The following is a 21,255-nucleotide window of genomic DNA, read 5'->3' as shown; positions in this document are numbered from 1 at the left end:
CGTTTCCGTTACACTTAAAGTAATAATTTGGGAGGTGATATGCATTGTCCATTCTGTTCTGAAAATGACACGAAAGTAATTGATTCTCGGCTGGTCGCTGATGGTCATCAAGTCCGTCGTCGCCGTCAATGCTTAGCATGCAGTGAGCGTTTTACGACCTTTGAAAGTGCTGAGTTAGTGATGCCAAAAGTGATTAAAACTAATGGTAATCGCGAACCATTTAACGAAGATAAAATGGTGGGTGGCTTCCAACGAGCGTTAGAAAAACGTCCTGTAAGTGCCGATGCTATCGAACTGGCAATCAGTACCATCAAGTCTCAGCTTCGAGCGACCGGTGAGCGCGAAGTACCGAGTGAAATGGTTGGCAACTTGGTGATGGATCAGCTGAAAGAGCTTGATAAAGTCGCTTATATTCGGTTTGCTTCTGTTTATCGCAGCTTTGAAGACATTCGCGAGTTTGGCGAAGAAATCGCTAAATTGGAAGACTGATGACGTTTACTCCCTTTGATTTCAAAATGATGTCTCGTGCCTTGCTACTGGCAAAGCGTGGCATCTATACGACGGCCCCAAACCCTAATGTTGGCTGTGTTATCACGCGCGATGAAACAATAGTAGGCGAAGGCTTTCACTTCCGTGCAGGTGAGCCTCACGCTGAAGTGCATGCATTGCGCCAAGCTCAAGACCAAGCTAAAGGTGCAACCGCTTACGTTACGCTTGAACCTTGTTCCCATTATGGTCGAACATCTCCTTGTGCAAAAGGTTTGATAGAAGCTGGTGTAACTAAAGTGATTTGTGCCATGCAAGACCCAAACCCTCAAGTGGCTGGGCGCGGCATCCAAATGTTGCAAGACGCGGGAGTTGAGGTACAAGTCGGCTTACTTGAACAAGACGCTATCGCGTTAAATCTAGGCTTTATTAAACGCATGTCGACTGGGGCTCCTTTCGTACAACTCAAGTTAGCGGCCAGTCTAGATGGTCAGACCGCTCTGCATAATGGAGTGAGTCAATGGATAACCTCCACACAAGCACGTCAAGATGTTCAAAAATACCGGGCTCAAGCAGGTGCTATTCTATCAACCAGCAAAACCGTGATTGATGATAATGCTTCCCTGAACGTTCGTTGGGACGATCTTCCGCAACATGTTCAAGCTGATTACTCCCAAAGTGATGTTAGACAACCGCTACGCGCCATATTAGATCGGCAGAATCAACTCTCTCCTGAACTCAAGTTATTTGATACAGAAGGGGAAGTCGTCACGATCGGTGAAAATGGCGATATACCTATCGCCTTGAATTCAGACGGCCAGTTGTGTATTCGTAGCGCTATCGAGCAGCTTAGTGAACAACACAATGTGAATCATATTTGGGTAGAAGCAGGGGCAACCTTAGCGGCCAGTATGATCAAAGCGAACCTAGTGGATGAACTGATCGTTTACCTAGCCCCTAAATTAATGGGCAGTGATGGACGAGGTTTAATCCATTTACTTGGTATTGATGAAATGAACGAAGCAATCGGTCTTAATATTAGTGATTTGCGTATGGTCGGCCAAGACATTCGAATTACCGCGCAGGTGAAACAAAACTTGCCAGAAACAGAGTAGAAAAACATGTTTACAGGAATCGTAGAGGCGGTAGGGTCTCTTGCTGCTATTACGCCAAAAGGCGAAGACATTAGCGTGACGGTAGAAGTCGGCAAACTAGATATGGCCGATGTGAAGCTTGGCGATAGCATCGCAACCAATGGTGTATGTTTAACGGTCGTAGATTTTAGTGAGACGCGTTATACCGCCGATTTATCGGTTGAGACCCTGAATAAAACAGGCTTTGTCGATTATCAGGCTGGCGATAAGGTGAATCTAGAAAAAGCCATGTTGCCGACCACGCGATTTGGTGGTCATATCGTATCAGGTCACGTTGACGGTGTTGGTCAAATAGTTGAGCGAAACCATGTTGGTCGTTCTATTGAGTTCTGGGTAGAAATGCCGGCTGAAATCAGCAAGTACGTGGCTGAAAAAGGCTCTATTACCGTAGATGGTATTAGCTTAACGGTTAACGCACTGAGAAAAAATGCATTCAAGCTGACGATTGTTCCGCATACCACCGAAGAAACCACCATAGATAACTTCCAAGTAGGGCGAAAAGTAAATCTAGAGGTTGATGTACTTGCTCGTTACATGGAGCGGTTGCTACAAGGTGCTCGCGAAGATGATAAACCGAGCATGACAATGGAATTTTTACAACAAAACGGGTTTGCGTAGATAGGTACTAAGTACTAAGTACTAAACTCTAAGTGTTTTAACTCCGAACGTCGGAGTTAGAGCTTTGCCTTTAATACCAGGAGCATTCAATGTCAATCAGTACCCCACAAGAAATAATAGAAGATATTCGATTAGGTAAAATGGTCGTTCTGATGGACGATGAAGATCGCGAAAACGAAGGCGATTTGATCATGGCGGCCGAATGTGTAACGCCAGAAGCGATCAATTTTATGGCTATGTATGGTCGCGGCCTAATTTGTTTGACGATGACAAAAGACCGTTGTGAGAAGCTTGGGCTACCACCAATGGTACAAGACAATAACGCGCAATATACCACCAATTTTACGGTGTCTATTGAAGCGGCTGAGGGTGTGACTACGGGTATTTCGGCGGCAGACCGAGCGATTACCGTTCAAGCTGCAGTAGCTAAAGATGCCAAAGCGGCAGACCTCGTTCAACCGGGACATATTTTCCCATTAGCGGCGCAAGAAGGCGGCGTATTAACGCGTGCAGGTCATACAGAAGCGGGTTGTGATTTAGCGCGTTTGGCTGGTCTTGAGCCAGCTTCTGTTATTGTGGAAATCCTGAATGATGACGGCACAATGGCAAGGCGCCCAGATTTAGAAGTGTTTGCTGAAAAACATGACATTAAATTAGGCACAATCGCTGACCTAATCGAATATCGCAATAATACCGAGACCACAATTGAACGCGTTGCTAAGTGTCAATTGCCTACAGAATTTGGTGAGTTTCAGTTGGTCACATACCGTGACACTATCGATAACCAAATTCACTACGCGATGAAAAAAGAGCAGGTTGATGCAGCGAAAGCACCATTAGTTCGTGTGCATCTACAAGATACATTCACCGACCTATTGCATTCAGACCGCAGCGCCGAGCGCAGTTGGACGTTGCAAACGGCAATGAAGCGTATTAGTGAAGAAGGTGGAGTATTGGTGATTCTTGGTAATGAAGAAACCACGGAATCTTTGGTTCATAAAGTAAAAACGTTTGAACAGCAAGATAAAGGCGAAGCGCCAACTATGGCGAAGAAGCAGGGTACCTCACGCCGAGTCGGTGTGGGTTCTCAAATCCTTGCGGATCTTGGCGTTCATGATATGCGTTTATTATCTTCAAGCTCCAAGCGCTACCATGCACTAGGCGGGTTTGGCTTGAACGTTGTTGAGTACGTTTGTAAGTAAAGTGCCAACGTCAGTCCCTAGGGAATCACAACCAATGAGTTAGTGCCAAACCGATGGATATTCAAAGAGCAAAAGCCGCCGTGTTTTTGCTCTTTTGTTTATTTTAAAGGCTTGGTGGCGGTTGCAGAATATTTGGTCTATTTTCTTTTCTGTTCTTTGGCAATTTCCATTAGATATTGCTCACACTTTTGTGTTAGAATCCGCCGATTCTCACTTGATGAAAATAGTTAAAGGAAGGCTTATGAAAGTGATCGAGGGTGGCTTCCCAGCGCCAAATGCAAAAATTGCTATCGTTATTTCTCGTTTCAACAGTTTTATTAACGAAAGCTTGTTATCTGGTGCAATCGATACTTTAAAGCGTCACGGCCAAGTTAACGAAGACAATATTACTGTTGTTCGTTGTCCTGGTGCGGTGGAGCTACCACTAACGGCTCAGCGTGTAGCAAAAACGGGTAAGTTTGACGCTATCATTTCTCTGGGTTCAGTTATTCGTGGCGGTACTCCACACTTTGACTATGTTTGCAGTGAATGTAACAAAGGTTTGGCACAAGTTTCTCTGGAATACAGTCTTCCAGTAGCATTCGGTGTGTTGACCGTAGATACTATTGATCAAGCTATCGAGCGCGCAGGAACCAAGGCTGGTAACAAAGGTGCAGAGGCTGCACTAAGCGCGCTTGAGATGATTAACGTTCTTTCAGAAATTGATTCCTAATGGGGGCCAGTGTGAAACCAGCCGCACGTAGAAACGCACGTCAATTTGCCTTACAAGCAATTTACTCATGGCAAGTTACAAAAGAAAATGTTGCTACTATCGAAGAGCAATTTTTATCTGGTGGTAAATATGATGAAGAAGATCATCAAGCTAATGAACCAGCACTAGCAGCACCAGAAACAGACGTCGCGTACTTCCGTGATCTACTGACGGGTGTCGTGCTAAGCCACACTGAATTAGACAGTAAATTACGTCCATTCCTATCTCGTCCAATGCAAGATTTGGATAAGATGGAGCTAGCACTTCTTCGTCTAGCTATGTACGAAATGACGCGTCGTGAAGATGTACCTTACAAAGTTGTGATTAACGAAGCGATCGAACTTGCAAAAGTTTTTGCTGCGGAAGACAGTCACAAATTCGTAAACGGTGTGCTTGATAAAGCCGCGCCGCACGTACGTAAAAAAAAGTAAGCGTCACAATATAGTTAAGAAGGTCAGCCATTAAGCTGGCCTTTTTTGTATAATGTTAAAAATAATAACGATAAAGAGTGAACCATGGCCGGTGAATTCAATTTAATAACCCAGTACTTCGTTAATCGTCAGACCCAGCGCAAGGATGTTCAGTTATCACTTGGGGACGACAGCGCCCTAGTTACTTCTCCTGCTAATGTCCAAATCGCCATCAGTACCGATACCTTGGTTGCGGGCACTCACTTTTTGGAAGATGCTAACCCTGCATGGGTAGCCCATAAAGCGTTGGCTTCTAATTTAAGCGACTTAGCGGCGATGGGCGCATCACCTGCTTGGGTTTCTTTGGCTTTAACCCTTCCTGAACCCGATGAGCTTTGGTTAGCCCCGTTTACCGAATCCTTTTTTGAGCTCGCGAACTATTTCAATATTCAGTTAATTGGTGGTGATACAACCAAAGGCCCGTTAAGTATGAGCCTGACTGTGCAAGGCTTTGTACCTGAAGGCCAAGCATTACGCCGTGATGGAGCAAAAGTAGGCGATTGGTTGTATGTTACTGGATCATTAGGTGACGCAGCCGCTGGGCTTGAAGTTGTGCTTGATGATAGCAATCGAAACAAACCTCATGCGGAAACGCTAGAATATCGACATTACCATGCAAGCCCGCGTTTACTTGCCGGGCAGGCACTGCGTAATGTGGCGTCTTCATGCTTGGATATCAGTGATGGTTTAGTCTCTGATTTAGGCCATATCATGAAGGCATCTACGGTTGGCGCTATTATAGATGTGGATGCGATGCCTATTTCCGATGAATTGCTAGAGTATTGTGGCAGTCGTGACAGTGCGTTGCGAATGGCTCTGTCTAGTGGGGAGGAGTACGAACTTTGCTTCACTGTGCCAGAAGAGCATAAAGGGCAAATGGATACATTGTTGGCTCCGACAGGCACTAAAGCAACGTGTGTCGGTCAGATTCGTTCTGGTGACCAATTACAACTTGAGAGAAATGGTAAAGCACTGGATTGGCAGCTTTCCGGATACGACCATTTTAAAGGTATATAGAACATGGCAAACCCATTAGCACTTATTTCACTTAAAAACCCTTGGCATTTATTGGCGACCGGGTTTGGCAGTGGCTTATCTCCTCTAATTCCAGGCACCATGGGCACGTTGGCGTCGATTCCATTTTATTTACTCTTGGTCCAATTGCCTCTTCCTGCATACTTGTTGGCGGTCCTTGTTTCATGTGTTATCGGTATCAAGATCTGCCAAGTAACTTCGGATGATATGGGCGTGCACGATCATGGCTCGATTGTGTGGGATGAATTTGCAGGCTTTTGGATTACCATGAGTGTCGTGCCTATACTGAACCTTTCGCCTACTGACTGGAAATGGCTGTTGACCGGGTTCGTATTATTTCGATTCTTTGACATGGTAAAGCCTTGGCCTATTGGTTGGCTAGATAAAAGGGTACACGGCGGTTTCGGTATCATGGTGGATGATATTGTTGCAGGTGTGATGGCGGGCGTAAGCTTATGGCTCATCGGGCGCTATGCTGGTTGGATTTAAGCGCTAAAGGCGAAGTACTAAAAGCTAAGTAGTGCGGTTTAAGAGCCTAGCACTTCGCTTCTTGCACTTAATAAAAAAGCACCTTTCGGTGCTTTTTTGTATTTGGGGTATCGTTATTTTGCTAGATAAGTATGAATCGATTTTTCAATACCAACAGAGTCTAAACCAAGTTCCGCGTGCATTTCTTCTTGGGTACCTTGGGCGACAAACTTGTCAGGTAAACCAAGGTTGAGTACTGGCTTCAGTCGTTTCTCTTGCATCAAAAACTCAAGAACCCCAGCGCCAGCGCCTCCAGCAATCGCATTTTCTTCAAGCGTTACCAATACATCATGCTCAGCAACTAGCTCTCGAATAAGTTCTTCATCCAGTGGCTTCACAAAGCGCATATCCGCAACCGTAGCATCAAGTTGTTCGGCGGCTTCCAGTGCACTTGGCAGGAAAGTACCAAAGTTCAAGATAGCGACTTTATTACCATCTTGCTTGGCACTACTTTCACGCATCATACGACCTTTGCCGATCTCTAGAGCGGTAAACTCAGACTCGATGGTGGTGCCCATACCGTTACCACGAGGATAACGAACGGCGCTCGGGCCGGTATGTTGATGCCCAGTATAGAGCATTTGGCGACATTCATTTTCGTCACTCGGCGCCATGATAACCATGTTTGGAATGCAGCGCATGAAACTAAGATCAAATGCCCCTTGGTGTGTTTGACCGTCTGCACCAACCAAACCGGCGCGGTCTATAGCAAACATCACGGGTAAATCCATGATGGCAACATCGTGGATCAATTGATCGTAGCCACGCTGTAGGAATGTTGAATAAATCGCTACAATCGGTTTATCGCCAGCAATCGCCATGCCTGTAGCAAGAGTGACGGCGTGTTGTTCAGCGATAGCAACATCAAAATACTGCTCTGGATATTCTTTTGAAAAGCGTACCATGCCAGATCCTTCACGCATGGCAGGTGTAATCGCCATGAGTTTTGGATCTTGAGCGGCCATATCGCATAGGAAGTCACCGAAAATTTTCGAGAAAGTGGGTTTGCTTCCACTGCTTTTTGGCAAGCTTGTATGAGTTGGGTCGAATTTTGGTACACCATGGTAACCAATTGGATCTTTTTCGGCTGGCTCGTAACCTTTGCCTTTTTTGGTCATGATATGAAGGAATTGAGGGCCTTTTAGTCCACGCATATTTTTCAGCGTTTTGATCAATTCGTTTACGTCGTGACCATCAACAGGGCCAATATAGTTAAAACCAAGCTCTTCAAACAAAGTGCCTGGAACCACCATACCTTTTAAATGCTCTTCGGTTCTTCTTACCAGCTCTTTAATTGGCGGTAACCCTGACAGTACTTTCTTACCACCTTCACGAATTGATGTGTAAAGGTTACCGGAAAGCACTTGTGCCAAATGATTACTTAGGGCGCCAACGTTTTCTGAAATAGACATCTCATTGTCGTTCAAGATAACGAGCATATCGGTGTGGACAGCACCTGCGTGGTTCATGGCTTCAAACGCCATACCGGCAGTAATCGCGCCGTCACCAATTACGCTAACAACTTTACGATCACGGTCTTCTTTTTGCGCTGAAATCGCTAAACCTAACGCCGCACTTATAGAAGTTGAAGAATGGCCGACCGACAATACATCGTATTCACTTTCTTTTCGCCATGGAAAAGGGTGCAACCCGTCTTTTTGACGAATAGTCGACATTTTCTCTCGGCGACCCGTTAATATTTTGTGCGGGTAGGCTTGGTGACCCACATCCCAAATCAACTGATCAAAAGGCGTGTTGTACACGTAGTGCAGTGCGACCGTCAATTCAACCGTACCTAGGCCTGATGCTAGGTGGCCACTTGACTGACTTACTGAATTTAGTAGATAGGTACGCAGTTCTTCACAAAGAGTGGATAAGCTCTCTTTAGGGAGTAAACGTAGCTCATCGGGCGTATTGGCCAGTGCTAATGTTGGATATTTTGAGATATCAAGAGTCATAATTATCAGCGCTTATAATCGTGTTAGTTGTTGCGCTCGACCACGTATCGGGCGAATTCTTCAAGTAACTGAGTATTGTAAGGGATTGCCTCTAATGCACAAAGTGCCTCAGTTAACAATTCTTGTGCTTTTGTTTGCGCACCGTCTAATCCGAGCAATGAAGGATAAGTGCTTTTGTTGAGTTCTTGGTCTGAGCCTTGTGGCTTACCCAACGTTTCGGTGTCACCAATGATGTCTAAAATGTCATCTTGAACTTGGAAAGCGAGACCGATCAAGTCAGCGTATTTGTTTAATTGCGGAAGAATAGCTAAGCCTTTTTCACCCGCAGCCAAAGCGCCTAACTGAACCGAGCATTTGATTAATGCTGCGGTTTTGTTTAGATGGATCGTTTCGAGCTCTTCAAGAGAGATAGCGCGATTCTCAGCTTCTAAATCTAAAGATTGGCCCATGCACACCCCCTGAGCACCAGAAGCTTTTGCTAGCGCTTGCACCATTTTTATTCGGGTGACTTCAGCTGACGGGTTAAGACGGCCTTCCGATAAGATAGTGAAGGCCAAAGTTTGCAGCGCATCGCCAGTTAAAATGGCGGTCGCTTCGTCAAACTCGATGTGACAAGTGGCTTGTCCACGGCGCAATTCGTCGTCGTCCATGGCGGGTAAGTCATCATGGATAAGGGAATAGGCGTGAACGCATTCAATCGCGGAGGCGGGCGTGTCGAGTTCAGATAGCTCACAACCCAGCATTTGGCCCGTGATGTACACAAGATAAGGTCTTGCTCGCTTTCCACCTAACAATAGGCCATAACGCATTGCTTGAATTAAGGCTTGCTGCTGGTGTGGAAATGTATCTAACCAAAGGTTGAGCTGCTCACTACTACGCTCTTGATACGCAGATAAAATCATTGTCATGGATTATTCTTCAGACTCAGTTTCTTTTTTAGAATTTACTTCGAAAGGGGTAAGCTCTGCTTGGTCGTCATCTTGCATTAAAATAGCAACACGTTGTTCTGCTTGAGATAATTTCTCTTGTCCTGAGCGAGCTAGAATGATTCCACGCTCGAATTTCTTCAGCGCATCTTCTAGGGCTAAGTCACCACTTTCTAATTGCTCGACGATTCCATCAAGTTCTTCTAAAGCGCCTTCGAAAGACATGTTTTCAGGTTTCTTACTGGCCATATAATTTCTGCTTCTAGGACAATGCCCGCACGTTACCCTAAGCTAAATATAGGGTCAAATGTCTGGGTACAAATTTTAACAAGGGCGCAGTATATCAGCTTTTATAGTCATTGGTAGAATGTGTATGTTTGCCGAGCCACAAGAACGAGACATTTAGGCCAATAAGTGAATGTAAAGACCAGATTTTTCGATGAAACGAATGTCTAATCGACGGATAGATTGCTATCCTGTTTAATTGAACGTGGAATTTGTGTCGAAAGCGAAAAATCGCTAAATATTCAGCTTGTTCTGCCGATAATCTGAATTGAGTGCATAGTAGAACGAAATAGCATGAGGAGTGCTTTGTGGATTTAGCAACGTTAATAGGCTTAATTGGCGCATTTGCTTTCGTAATTATGGCGATGGTTTTAGGTGGTGGTATCGGTATCTTTATCGATATTCAGTCTATATTGATCGTGGTGGGTGGTTCTACATTCGTCGTATTGATGAAATTTACCATGGGGCAATTTTTTGCTGCGACCAAAATAGCCGTAAAAGCATTCATGTTTAAAACGGATGAACCCGAAGACCTAATATCTAAAATTGTGGAAATGGCTGATGCAGCCCGTAAAGGCGGTTTCCTTGCACTAGAAGAAATGGAAATAACCAATTCCTTCATGCAAAAAGGCATTGATTTACTCGTTGATGGTCATGATGCTGACGTAGTAAAAGCGACCTTACAAAAAGACATCGCACTTACTAATGAGCGTCACGAGTTTGGTAGCGCTACCTATAAAGCTTACGGTGATGTGGCACCAGCAATGGGCATGATTGGTACTTTGGTCGGGCTAGTAGCCATGCTTTCTAACATGGATGACCCTAAATCCATTGGCCCAGCTATGGCCGTTGCGCTTTTGACTACTTTGTATGGTGCTATTTTGTCTAACATGGTGTTTTTCCCCATTGCCGACAAACTGAATTTACGTAAAGAGCAAGAAACCTTAAACCGTCGCCTTATCATGGATGGGGTGTTAGCGATTCAAGATGGTCAAAACCCGCGTGTAATCGACAGCTATTTGAAAAACTACCTAAGCGAAAGCAAGCGTGCTATTGATGTTGACGGCGAATAGGGGTTAAGAAATGGATGATGAAGACAAGTGTGAATGCCCACCACCTGGCCTCCCGGCTTGGATGGGTACGTTTGCGGACTTGATGTCACTGTTGATGTGTTTCTTCGTATTACTGCTATCGTTTTCAGAAATGGATGTGCTTAAATTTAAGCAAATCGCAGGTTCGATGAAGTTCGCATTTGGTGTGCAAAATCAATTGGAAGTGAAAGACATTCCAAAAGGCACCAGTGTGATTGCTCAAGAATTTCGTCCGGGCAGACCTGAGCCCACACCGATTGATGTGATCATGCAGCAAACTATCGACATGACTCAGCAGACGCTGGAATTTCATGAAGGGGATTCAGACAGAGCGGGCGGAACTAAGCGCGATGCTGGTAAACAAACCGGTGGGCAATCCCCTGAGACCTCAACGCAAATGAATCAAAATACCGAGTCTGTTCAGTCGGAGCAACAGTCTGAATCGCAATCAGAATCTCAGTCTGAAGAAATCGAAACCATTGTTGAGAGCATTAAAAAAGCGCTAGAGCGAGAAATGGATGAAGGTGCGGTTGAAGTTGAAAGCCTTGGCCAGCAGATCGTCATTCGTATTCGTGAGCGTGGCGCATTCCCTGATGGTTCTGCTTTCTTACAACCTAAGTTTAGGCCATTAGTTAGACAAGTGGCTGAATTGGTGAAAGACGTACCGGGCATTATTCGAGTTTCTGGCCATACTGATAGCTACCCGCTGGAATCAGAGTTGTATCGTTCTAACTGGGACTTATCAGCACAACGAGCGGTTTCTGTTGCGCATGAAATGGAACGCGTGAAAGGGTTTGACCATAGCCGATTACGAGTAAGAGGTATGGCTGATACGGAACCGTTGATGAGTAACGATACTCTAGAAGGTCGCCTGGAAAACCGACGCGTAGAAATCAATATTATGCAAGGCAAGCCGCACTATAGTGATGAAGTGTCGGCTCAGCAGTAACGCTTTTTAGCGATCAGCAGTAATGAATAGAGGCGAGCGTAATAGCTCGCCTTTTTTATTCTTAATAGCTCGTGTATAATTCTGCGCCTTAGAATTGCCAGATGGCAATACCATTTTCGATATAGTGAAGAAGAACTATGAAGTTTATTGTTAAACCCCATCCAGAGATTTTCGTTAAAAGTGAATCTGTTCGTAAACGCTTCACTCGAATTCTAGAATGTAATATTCGTATTATTATTCAAAAGCATACTGAAAATGTAGCGGTATTTAACCGTCGTGATCACATTGAAGTGACTTCTGAAAGTGACGAGTATTTTGATCAGGTATTGGCAATTTTAAAGCAAACTTCAGGTATCCATCACTCGTTGGAAGTGAAGCAGTCTGACTTTAAAGATATGCATGATATCTACGAGCAAGTGCTTGAATTAAGCCGTGATCGCATCGTTGACAAAACTTTTGTCGTTCGTGCAAAGCGTCGTGGTAAGCACGATTTTTCTTCTATTGAATTAGAGCGTTATGTTGGTGGTGGCTTAAACCAAGCAGTAGAAACTGCTCGTGTTAAATTAAACCGCCCTGAAGTAACGGTTAATATTGAAATCGCGAACGATAAACTGAATCAAGTGATTGCTCGCCACAAAGGTTTGGGCGGCTTCCCTCTTGGTACTCAAGAAGACGTACTTAGCTTGATCTCTGGTGGCTTTGATTCTGGTGTGTCTAGCTACTTACACATCAAGCGTGGTTCAAAAACGCATTACTGTTTCTTTAACTTAGGTGGTCCTGCGCACGAAATTGGCGTGAAGCAAGTTTCTCACTACCTATGGAACAAATACGGTTCTTCTGCAAAAGTGAAATTCATCTCGGTGGACTTTGAGCCAGTTGTAGCAGAGATCTTAGAAAAAGTAGAAGACGGCCAAATGGGCGTGATTCTTAAGCGTATGTTTATGCGTGCTGGTGGCATGATTGCTGAAAAGTTTGGCATTCAAGCGCTAGTGACTGGTGAGGCATTGGGTCAAGTATCGAGCCAAACGCTGACCAATCTACGTCATATCGACCGAGTAACGGATACCTTAATCCTTCGTCCACTGATTAACTGGGATAAAGAAGACATCATCGACTTATCTCGTGAAATTGGGACTGAAGACTTCGCGAAAATCATGCCTGAATACTGTGGTGTGATTTCACGTAAGCCAACGGTTAAAGCAGTAAAAGCGAAACTTGAAGCAGAAGAAGAAAACTTTGATTTTGCGATACTCGATCAAGTGGTTGAAAATGCCCGCGTGATGGACATTCGTGACATCGAAAAAGAAAGCAAAGAGCAAGCGCCTGAAGTTGAACAAGTTGATGCTGTAGAGCAACATGCGGTTGTTCTGGACATTCGTAGTTCGGAAGAAGAAGAAGCGAATCCGCTTGAAATTGATGGAGTAGAAATTGCTCACATTCCTTTCTTTAAGCTTGCGACAAAGTTTGGCGACTTGGATCAATCTAAGAGCTACTTACTTTACTGTGACCGTGGTGTTATGAGCCGTTTACAGGCGTTGTACTTGCAAGAGCAAGGTTACAGCAACGTGAAGGTTTACAGACCTTAAGAGCAGGTTACAGGCGATAGGCCTCTGCGCTAAAGGCTCTAGAATGAAAGCCGCTCGTCGTAAAGACGGGCGGTTTTTTTGTTTGCCCAGCGAAGCTGGCAAACCCATTAGGCTGAAAGAAGCCTAAATCACCCTGATTGAGGGGAAGATAATCCGAATCGCAAGGGCGTTGCTGGCCAACGGCAGGGTTTGAAGGAAGCGATAGGAAGTTAACAGTACACAACGAAAGTGAACCTGATTCGGCAATTTAGGTGGGTAAGCGTGCAAAATAGCGTGAAGCCCGATACTCAATCAGACCTAGATTGTGCTTGAGGGTGGCATTGTTAACAGGGAGCCAGTGCAGTAACTGGGGAAGCCTGACACCACATCCGAGCAAACGTCGGAAGCATAAACTCACGGCGAGAGCCAAGATCTATGTTGGTGCGAGGTGGCAGATGAATCCTTAGTAGTGAGTAAAGCTCGGCCGGTGAAGCCCAGTAATGGTGTGGAGGATAAAACTGAGCTGACCATCAGTAACACGTCTGATGGGACAACATTTTGCCAAAAGCAATCTGGTGTTGCGAAGGGATGAAGTACATTTTAAGTCTGTGATGAGCAGATGTTTTTTTTTCAGTGGTATACAAGTTGATTAGCTATCGAGGTATTCCGTCTCGGTCTTTGTGAAAGCAAAGCACTGAAGCGAGAAACCGTACAAGGGAGTAACTCTGACTCACTCTAGTAAATTGCCATTGAGCTAGAAGGCTAGAGAGTGGAGTGAAATACACCAACACTGTGAGAGAGCATTTGTCCCCACACGGCACACAATCTAAAGGAAAAAGTTGAGAGTTTACTACAGTTTATATGGTCACTTGCTCCACAAAGAGCGACTCTATAAAGGATTTAAAAAAGTGTGGAAAGCGAAAGGCGCGGCCGGAATAGATAGGCAGAGCCTAAGCGACTACGCCCAAAATCTGAGTGATAACCTAGATCAACTTCTTCTGGAACTCAAAACCAAGCGATACACCCCTCAACCCGTCAGACGGGTAGAAATACCGAAAGATGATGGTGGGGTGCGATTACTTGGGATCCCAACAGTACGGGATAGAGTTGTCCAACAAGCTCTAAATGATCTATTAACCCCAATCTTCGAAGAGCAGTTTCACCCATCCAGCTTTGGGTATAGACCGAATCGAAGTTGTCACGATGCTATAAACAAAGCGACGATGTTCATCCGTCGATACGGAATGCAACACGTCGTAGATATGGACTTATCGAAGTGCTTCGATAAGCTCGATCATGAGCTTATTCTAAAAAGCATTAAGAAACGAGTCACAGACAGTAGCGTACTGGAGCTCATCAAACAGTTCCTGAAAAGTGGCGTAATGGTTGATGGAGAGTGGCAGCATACCGAGATAGGTAGTCCGCAAGGTGGAGTAATAAGCCCACTGATAGCGAACATCTATCTGGATGCGTTTGATCAAGAGATGCGAAAGCGAGGACATCGAATAGTCCGTTATGCCGACGACATACTGATCTTCTGTCGCAGCCGTAAAGGTGCAGAAAATGCGCAAGTACAGGCAACGAAGGTCCTGGAAAAACAGCTCAAGTTAACGGTGAACGAAACCAAATCACACATAGCGCACAGCGGCGAAGGTGTGAAATTCCTTGGAATAGAAATCGGTAGCCATTATAGCCGTATTCAGCCAAAGAAAATGTCGACGTTCAAAGGAAAGTTGAAGCGAGTGACAAGACGCAATGGCGGTAAGCCATTGTTAGAAGTCATTAAACAACTGAATCCACTTCTGAGAGGGTTCAGCCAGTACTTTCGAATAGCGAATGCCAACAGGGAGTTTAAGAAACTGGCCGCGTGGTTAAGGCGAAGACTTCGCAGCGTCCAATTACGATTATGGAAAAAACCGACCCGACTCCACCGCAGGCTAAGACAGCTAGGTTACGAAGGGTCATTCAGGTATATCTGTATGGATAGTTGGAGAAATGCTGCGAGTCCATTAGCCAGTTACTCGATGCCAAATCAATGGTTTAACGACCTTGGATTAGTGAATCTTGAACACGTTAGGACAGGATATGTGTTCAGCCATTATGCTGAATGGAAATGTGCATGAGCCGTATACGAGGTCCGTACGTACGGTTCTGTGAGAGGGATGAGGCGGAGACGCCTCACCCTACTCGATGTATCCCGATGGAAGCAATAACATTCGGAATCTCATACTAAAGTCTGGTTTTATGTGATGTGTTTCGTATGGGGCGCTGTTGTCATAGTATTATTTATCAAACGCCATACCCTATGTTTGTTCGTCATTGTGGCGAACTATTCAAAACAGTAAGTGATGGGTTTGTAATGAATGAATATATAGATTTTTGGAAAAACGGTTTTAACTTTTCAGGCCGATGTCGACGACGAGACTATTGGGTGTTTACACTCGTAAACATAATAGTGATGTGTGTGATGGCGGTCGTACCGCCTGTGTTATTTATTTACGGTTGTCTGACCGTCATTCCTTTGCTTGCTCTTATCGTTCGTCGTTTACACGATGTTGGCTATTCTGGTGGTTGGGTGGGACTATTGGTGGTTTCTGGTGGTATGCTTGCTACCGATGCTGTGATTATCGGGCTGCTCTTCACGGCTATTTCAGCCTTTGTACTTTTTGTATTTACTTTTTTAGACAGTGAGAAAGGTACCAACCGGTATGGAGCTGACCCTAAAGCGAGGGATCGTGCTCGCGTAAAACGCCGTCAAGCTCGCGCGCAACGCAGCAAAACTAGCGAACGTAATCCCATAGATCTTGCCAGATACTAACTCTAAACGGCTAATTCTTGTTTAGGCGTCAATCCCTAGCGGTCTTATCAAACTCTGCGCCTGTTATTTACATCAATAATTCGCTTCCGCCTTTCTTTCACCCATAAAAAAACACCGCCATGAAGGCGGTGTTAAAATTTGACTGACAGGTCAAAAAAAATACAGGAAGTATGCCACAGGTAGGTTAAACCTAAGGCATGGTGGCAGACGAATCTACCAACTCGAATTTCGAGTTAATGCAAACACAACATCGCAACAAATTAACCAATTGATCATCAGGGATAATCAAGCCGTTCAGGTTAACTGCTGCGGGGTGAAATATAGAATTTCTCTGGCCGAGAGACAATCGACAATTTATAATGTTTCAGATTATAAAAACTAATGCTTATTAAAAAGGTGAAACATGTCTAGACGTCTTCCCCCTTTGAACTCTCTCAAAGTGTTTGAAGCTGCCGCGCGTCACTTGAGTTTTACGCGTGCCGCAGAAGAGCTGTTTGTGACTCAAGCCGCGGTCAGCCACCAAATAAAAACCTTAGAAGACTTTTTAGGGTTGAAGTTATTTCGCCGTCGAAACCGCTCATTATTATTGACCGAAGAAGGGCAAAGCTACTTCCTTGATATAAAAGATGTGTTCACCTCTTTGTCTGAAGCGACTGATAAGGTATTGGAGCGCAGTGAAAAAGGGGCGTTAACCATCAGTTTACCGCCAAGTTTCGCGATTCAATGGCTGGTGCCTCGCTTGGCCGATTTCAATCAGCAAGAACCTGACATTGATGTTCGAATTAAAGCGGTCGACATGGACGAAGGCTCGTTAACAGATGACGTTGATGTTGCCATCTACTATGGCCGAGGTAATTGGCCAGGGCTACGAGCCGATAAATTGTATCAAGAATACTTGATTCCTGTGTGTTCTCCACAACTGTTGTTGGGCCAAAAACCATTAGAATCATTAGGGGATCTAAAACAACATACTTTGCTACATGATACTTCTCGTAAAGAGTGGAAACAGTTTGTTAAAGAGCATGCAATTGACGACGTCAACGTCAATCATGGACCAATATTCAGTCATACGACGATGGTGTTACAAGCCGCTGTTCATGGGCAAGGGGTTGCTCTCGGGAATAATGTGCTTGCTAAGCCTGAAATGGACGCTGGGCGTTTGGTTTGCCCGTTTGATGAAGTGTTGGTGACTAAGAATGCGTTTTACGTAGTTTGTCATGAACAGCAAGCAGATACAGGCCGAATAGCGACCTTCCGCGACTGGATGTTAGCAAAAGCCGCCAAAGAGCAACAGGAGCTGATTTAATGAGTATTACTAATGAATCGCTTGATACATCCGGTCAGAATAATCAGCGTATTGATGGTGCAGGTAGCGTGACCTTTCTGTTTGCTCACGGAGCGGGTGCTGGTATGGACCATGAATTTATGGTTTCAGTTGCAAAAGGGCTGAGTAAGCAGGGTATACGCGTGATCCGCTTTAACTTTCCGTATATGGAAAGGCGTATGAGTGAGGGCACAAAACGCCCACCAGATCGAGCACCTAAGTTACTTGAAGCCTTTGAGCACCAAATCGATCTGATCGCGGGGCCGTTAGTGATAGGCGGTAAGTCGATGGGCGGCCGCATGGCAAGCCACTTAGCGGATCACCCTCGTGTACTTGGTGTGGCGTGTTTAGGGTTTCCTTTTCATCCCCCTGGTAAGCCAGAGAAATATAAAGGTGAGCATTTAGCTACCGTTAATAAGCCTTGTCTTATTCTACAAGGTGAGCGCGATACCTTTGGGAAGAAAGAAGAGTTTGATGCGTTTGCTTTATCCCCTAGCATCCAAACTTCGTTTATCCCCGATGGTGATCATGGTTTTAAACCTCGTAAGCGTTCTGGTTATACCGAAAGTGGCAACATTGAGCTGGCGGTCGAGGCCATCGCAAACTTTATTAAGGCAGTCAGCAGCGAAGCAATACTCAAAGAGGCCAATGATGATGAAGAGTAATCACCTTCTTGCTTTTGCAGGGGTTTCTGGAGCGATCGCTGTAAGCTTAGGAGCATTTGCGGCTCATGGCCTAAAAACGGTGCTATCTCCTTATTTAGTGGGCGTATTTGAAACTGGTGTTCACTATCAATTTATTCACACCGTTATGGTGATTGCTTGTGCAATACTTATTCGGTTCGATATTGGTAAAAAAGCGCAAAAAGGACTGTCATCTGCAGCCATTTGCTTTATTATCGGCATCCTTTGTTTTAGCGGTAGCCTATACGCCCTTGCCCTTACGGGGATTAAGTGGTTTGGACCCATCACTCCGTTAGGTGGTGTGTTTTTCATTATTGGTTGGGTTCTACTCGCTGTTTCTGCGTTTAAAATGAATGAGGTAAGTCAGTGAAACACTTAATGCTTTATTGCCGGCAAGGCTTTGAAAAAGAGTGTGCTGGAGAAATCCAAGACAAAGCAAGCCAACTGGAAGTATTTGGCTTTCCACGTGTAGTAAAAAACTCAGGTTATGTATTGTTTGAGTGCTACCAAGCTGGTGAAGCCGCGAAGTTGGTCAAAGAATTGGATTTCAAAGCGCTGATTTTTGCTCGCCAGATGTTTGTGGTTGCCGCAGAGTTTAAAGAATTGCCAACAGAAGACCGCATTTCTCCTATTTTGGTCTCTCTGTCTGAAATTGAAGCGATGCCAATGTGTGGTGATTTGGTGGTGGAAACACCGGATACTAATGAAGCGAAAGAGCTGCTTAAGTTTTGTCGTAAATTTACTGTGCCGCTTCGTCAAGCAATGCGTGGTAAAGGCCTGTTGTTCAAAAAAGAAAACGCGAAAAAGCCTCAAGCGCACGTGTGTTTCGTGGCTCCAGGTCATTGTTATGTGGGCTACTCATTGCCACAAAATAACTCGGCGTTCTTCATGGGCATTCCTCGTTTGAAATTCCCAGCAGACGCACCAAGCCGTTCAACTCTTAAACTTGAAGAAGCATTTCATGTGTTTATTCCACGTGAAGAGTGGGACACACGTCTTGCTTCTGGAATGTGGGCGGTAGATTTGGGTGCATGCCCAGGTGGCTGGACTTACCAATTGGTTAAGCGTTCTATGTTTGTTCACGCGATTGATAATGGCATGATGGCAGACAGCTTGATGGATACGGGACAAGTTAAGCACCACATGGAAGACGGCTTCAAATTTGAGCCACCAAGAAAGAACGTAACTTGGCTGGTATGTGACATGATCGAAAAACCGTCTCGTGTTGCTCAGTTAATGGGTGAGTGGATCATTTCTGGTTGGGCTCAAGAAGCGATATTTAACCTGAAGCTTCCAATGAAAGGTCGCTATGATGAAGTGCTTGGCGATATTGAAAACTTGAAGAAATTCTTAATTGAACACAAGGTTCAGTTTAAGCTTCAAGCTAAGCATTTGTACCATGACCGTGAAGAAATTACCGTTCACGTACAAAGCCTGTCGAATATCTCTCCGCATTAATTAAAGGTTTTGTTAGGTACAATGAGAGCAAGAACAGGGTATCCGTTCTTGCTCTTTTTTTTGAGAATCGTGAGTTAACACGTTCTTAATGTAGCCCCCGATACCATATCTTATTCGTTCACAGGCCACATATCCCAGAGCTGTGACTCCATACTCTGTTCTGTCGAATCACTGGTTAAACTGAAAAAATCCAAGCCTGTTTGTTGTTCTACAGCATCAATCGTTGTGACAAAACCTGCTAGCTCACTGCCCGATACATCTCTGTGCGGAACAATAAAGGCGATCGCTTCATCATAATTCGGATCGAGAATGACCTTGTAGTATGCACTTGGGATCACCACATTATTGCCAATTGATTCCTCGTTACCCGTAAATATAGGCCCAGTGACAACATAGAGTTCATTGTAGGTAGTGGCTAGCTCGCGAACATGCTCTTCGAGTAATCGCCAACCGACGCGGTTAAAACCAGGTAATTGTGGCGACATGTTGCTAAGTAAGAAACTTTGCTGCATGGATTGTTTGCTGAAATCCATCGCGGCTGATGGCGCTAAGTGACCTCGGTCGTAACCTGATTTACTGTAATCTGCAAGAGTGGATTGAGCATAAGTTGGCAGTTCAGTATCGACTTTAAAATTGTTACTGCGTTTGTAGAAAGCTTCAACACTGTCCTTGGTTAGGTGGTACGCCACCCAGTCGGCATTCTTTGTTTGATAATTATACCCAACTGCATATCCATCTCTGCAGAGTACTTGATCACTGTTATTAGACGGTAATCCTTTGTCTAAGTGTTGACCACATGTCTCAGCAAAAACCGAAAAAGAGGCAAGCAAACTAAGGGTCAGCAATATTGTTTTTTTCATTGTTGTTTCTCGTTTTTGGAGTTAAACAATGAAAGTAATCAGATCTGTTAATAAAGATGTGAGTTAGGTTAAATAATAACCAGTACGCAGTAAGGTATTGATAAGGTGGTTATTTAACTTGTGAAGGGAAACGTAAACGCAACATAAATGATGAACAATGAAGGTGTGGTATCATTGCCCCACGAACTAAGCGATTAGCATGAGTTCGAGGGAGTCAGGTTAGACTGTGGGTAAGGGGAAGTGATTTTATGGGAATCACTAGGCGTTATCGAAACGAATATCTTGTAAGTTAAACCCTAGCTCTATGTCCGTTTTTAATGCGGAAATTTGTCGGCAAGTACGGGCTGATTCAATATGCTCATCAAATTTTTTGCGGTATTTAGGCGCGAGTTCATCGCTACTAGCCGCTAGTTCAATCGTTTCAAATTGCGTTAAGATTTCTTTGGCCGCTTTGGGCCCAATCCCCGGAATACCTGGAACTTGGCTTGAGCTAACCCCCGTTAAACCCCAGTAATCAGCAAGTTGTACAGGCTTAACCCCAAATTCTTTTTCAATGAAAGGGGCATCAAGCCAACGATGTTGAAAGTAATCTCGGATTTGCAGTGTCGGTGAGAGTAACTGACAGTAGCCTTTGTCAGTAGAGATGATGGTGACTTTTTCACCGTGACTGGCCACTTTAGTCGCAAGTGTTGCAACTAAATCATCGGCTTCATCACCTTCAGATAATAGGGAATCAATACCAAGTTGCCACCACGCGTCTTGAATGGATTCTAATCCTTTCAGTAATGGCTCTGGCATCGGTTTTCTGTTTTGTTTATAACTTGGAAGCAGTTCTGCTCGCCAGCCTCGGTCTTGTTCGTGGTGATCAAATACAGCAATGATGTGAGTCGGTTCGCTTTCGCCGATAATTCGATTGAGCGTTTTGCTGGTCGTGTCTATGGTGCGAGCGATATCCGTCGGATCAGGCTGTACGGCATGTACACGGCGAATAAGGTTGAGCGCGTCGATGATTACGAGATGAATAGACATAACAAACAATAAAAAAGGGGCTAAGCCCCTAAGTATAATGGATTGTGCTCTGGATTCGAAGTCGC

General features: G+C 44.7%; 22 protein-coding genes. 17 read left to right on the top strand and 5 right to left on the bottom strand.

What is annotated here, in order from left to right; translation table 11 throughout:
* Positions 1–39 precede the first annotated feature (39 nt).
* The 8 genes from nrdR to pgpA all read left to right on the top strand — a co-directional run bounded on the left by nrdR (position 40) and on the right by pgpA (position 6,205).
* Positions 40–489: a transcriptional regulator NrdR gene (nrdR, locus tag VTAP4600_RS11160; RefSeq protein ID WP_102522869.1), complete on the top strand. Its 450-nt coding sequence runs from the start codon at positions 40–42 to the stop codon at positions 487–489.
* Positions 489–1,601 carry a bifunctional diaminohydroxyphosphoribosylaminopyrimidine deaminase/5-amino-6-(5-phosphoribosylamino)uracil reductase RibD gene (gene ribD, locus VTAP4600_RS11155; protein WP_102522868.1) on the top strand — a complete coding sequence of 371 codons (1,113 nt, stop codon included), beginning with the start codon at positions 489–491 and terminating at the stop codon, positions 1,599–1,601. Before nrdR ends, ribD begins: the two co-directional genes overlap by 1 nt.
* 6 nt (positions 1,602–1,607) lie before the next feature.
* Entirely contained in the window at positions 1,608–2,258 is a 651-nt protein-coding gene (locus VTAP4600_RS11150) for a riboflavin synthase (RefSeq protein ID WP_102522867.1), read from the top strand.
* An 89-nt stretch (positions 2,259–2,347) separates the two neighbouring features.
* Positions 2,348–3,460 carry a bifunctional 3,4-dihydroxy-2-butanone-4-phosphate synthase/GTP cyclohydrolase II gene (ribBA, locus tag VTAP4600_RS11145; protein ID WP_102522866.1) on the top strand — a complete coding sequence of 371 codons (1,113 nt, stop codon included), beginning with the start codon at positions 2,348–2,350 and terminating at the stop codon, positions 3,458–3,460.
* 241 nt (positions 3,461–3,701) lie between these two features.
* A complete protein-coding gene (ribH, locus tag VTAP4600_RS11140; RefSeq protein WP_102522865.1) occupies positions 3,702–4,172 on the top strand; it encodes a 6,7-dimethyl-8-ribityllumazine synthase in 471 nt (156 codons plus the stop codon).
* Entirely contained in the window at positions 4,172–4,642 is a 471-nt protein-coding gene (gene nusB, locus VTAP4600_RS11135; protein WP_102522864.1) for a transcription antitermination factor NusB, read from the top strand. Before ribH ends, nusB begins: the two co-directional genes overlap by 1 nt.
* An 84-nt stretch (positions 4,643–4,726) precedes the next feature.
* A complete protein-coding gene (gene thiL / locus VTAP4600_RS11130; protein WP_102522863.1) occupies positions 4,727–5,698 on the top strand; it encodes a thiamine-phosphate kinase in 972 nt (323 codons plus the stop codon).
* Positions 5,699–5,701: 3 nt separating this feature from the next.
* Positions 5,702–6,205 (top strand): phosphatidylglycerophosphatase A, encoded by a 504-nt coding sequence (gene pgpA / locus VTAP4600_RS11125; RefSeq protein WP_102522862.1) that lies wholly within the window; start codon positions 5,702–5,704, stop codon positions 6,203–6,205.
* A 113-nt stretch (positions 6,206–6,318) separates the two neighbouring features.
* Here the strand turns inward: pgpA and dxs are convergent, their stop codons facing one another.
* Genes dxs through xseB form a run of 3 tightly spaced genes read right to left on the bottom strand, consistent with a single transcriptional unit; the run spans position 6,319 to position 9,377 of the window.
* Positions 6,319–8,202, bottom strand: coding sequence for a 1-deoxy-D-xylulose-5-phosphate synthase (gene dxs, locus VTAP4600_RS11120; protein WP_102522861.1), 1,884 nt, complete (start codon positions 8,200–8,202; stop codon positions 6,319–6,321).
* 23 nt (positions 8,203–8,225) lie between these two features.
* Positions 8,226–9,110: a (2E,6E)-farnesyl diphosphate synthase gene (ispA, locus tag VTAP4600_RS11115; protein WP_102522860.1), complete on the bottom strand. Its 885-nt coding sequence runs from the start codon at positions 9,108–9,110 to the stop codon at positions 8,226–8,228.
* A 3-nt stretch (positions 9,111–9,113) separates the two neighbouring features.
* Positions 9,114–9,377: an exodeoxyribonuclease VII small subunit gene (gene xseB, locus VTAP4600_RS11110; protein ID WP_102522859.1), complete on the bottom strand. Its 264-nt coding sequence runs from the start codon at positions 9,375–9,377 to the stop codon at positions 9,114–9,116.
* 344 nt (positions 9,378–9,721) lie between these two features.
* Here xseB and pomA point away from each other — a divergent pair, with 344 nt between their 5' ends.
* The 9 genes from pomA to rlmM all read left to right on the top strand — a co-directional run bounded on the left by pomA (position 9,722) and on the right by rlmM (position 19,301).
* The gene (gene pomA, locus VTAP4600_RS11105; protein WP_102522858.1) at positions 9,722–10,486 is read left to right on the top strand and encodes a flagellar motor protein PomA; all 765 of its coding nucleotides are present in this window, start codon (positions 9,722–9,724) and stop codon (positions 10,484–10,486) included.
* Positions 10,487–10,496: 10 nt separating this feature from the next.
* Positions 10,497–11,453 (top strand): flagellar motor protein MotB, encoded by a 957-nt coding sequence (locus tag VTAP4600_RS11100; protein WP_102522857.1) that lies wholly within the window; start codon positions 10,497–10,499, stop codon positions 11,451–11,453.
* Between the two features lie 137 nt (positions 11,454–11,590).
* The gene (gene thiI, locus VTAP4600_RS11095) at positions 11,591–13,039 is read left to right on the top strand and encodes a tRNA uracil 4-sulfurtransferase ThiI (protein WP_102522856.1); all 1,449 of its coding nucleotides are present in this window, start codon (positions 11,591–11,593) and stop codon (positions 13,037–13,039) included.
* A gap of 818 nt (positions 13,040–13,857) precedes the next feature.
* Positions 13,858–15,141 carry a group II intron reverse transcriptase/maturase gene (gene ltrA, locus VTAP4600_RS11090; RefSeq protein ID WP_102521018.1) on the top strand — a complete coding sequence of 428 codons (1,284 nt, stop codon included), beginning with the start codon at positions 13,858–13,860 and terminating at the stop codon, positions 15,139–15,141.
* A 236-nt stretch (positions 15,142–15,377) separates the two neighbouring features.
* On the top strand, positions 15,378–15,836 hold the full coding sequence (locus VTAP4600_RS11085; RefSeq protein ID WP_102523966.1) for a DUF805 domain-containing protein: 459 nt from the start codon (positions 15,378–15,380) through the stop codon (positions 15,834–15,836).
* Positions 15,837–16,239: 403 nt separating this feature from the next.
* A complete protein-coding gene (locus tag VTAP4600_RS11080; protein WP_102522855.1) occupies positions 16,240–17,142 on the top strand; it encodes a transcriptional regulator GcvA in 903 nt (300 codons plus the stop codon).
* Entirely contained in the window at positions 17,142–17,825 is a 684-nt protein-coding gene (locus VTAP4600_RS11075; RefSeq protein WP_102522854.1) for an alpha/beta family hydrolase, read from the top strand. The genes VTAP4600_RS11080 and VTAP4600_RS11075 overlap by 1 nt, the downstream gene beginning before the upstream one ends.
* Positions 17,815–18,213: a DUF423 domain-containing protein gene (locus VTAP4600_RS11070; protein WP_102523965.1), complete on the top strand. Its 399-nt coding sequence runs from the start codon at positions 17,815–17,817 to the stop codon at positions 18,211–18,213. The genes VTAP4600_RS11075 and VTAP4600_RS11070 overlap by 11 nt, the downstream gene beginning before the upstream one ends.
* Entirely contained in the window at positions 18,210–19,301 is a 1,092-nt protein-coding gene (rlmM, locus tag VTAP4600_RS11065; RefSeq protein ID WP_102522853.1) for a 23S rRNA (cytidine(2498)-2'-O)-methyltransferase RlmM, read from the top strand. The genes VTAP4600_RS11070 and rlmM overlap by 4 nt, the downstream gene beginning before the upstream one ends.
* A gap of 110 nt (positions 19,302–19,411) precedes the next feature.
* Here the strand turns inward: rlmM and VTAP4600_RS11060 are convergent, their stop codons facing one another.
* Both VTAP4600_RS11060 and xni read right to left on the bottom strand, forming a co-directional pair.
* Positions 19,412–20,161, bottom strand: a complete 750-nt coding sequence (locus VTAP4600_RS11060; protein WP_102522852.1) for a DNA/RNA non-specific endonuclease — start codon at positions 20,159–20,161, stop codon at positions 19,412–19,414.
* Positions 20,162–20,419: 258 nt separating this feature from the next.
* Positions 20,420–21,190, bottom strand: a complete 771-nt coding sequence (gene xni / locus VTAP4600_RS11055) for a flap endonuclease Xni (protein ID WP_102522851.1) — start codon at positions 21,188–21,190, stop codon at positions 20,420–20,422.
* Positions 21,191–21,255: the final 65 nt, after the last annotated feature.

It is taken from the genome of Vibrio tapetis subsp. tapetis, from assembly GCF_900233005.1.
In the GTDB taxonomy this organism is placed as follows: Bacteria; Pseudomonadota; Gammaproteobacteria; order Enterobacterales; family Vibrionaceae; genus Vibrio; species Vibrio tapetis.
The sequence above is the reverse complement of the archived record's forward strand: the minus strand, read 5'-3'. Positions and strand labels throughout refer to the sequence as shown.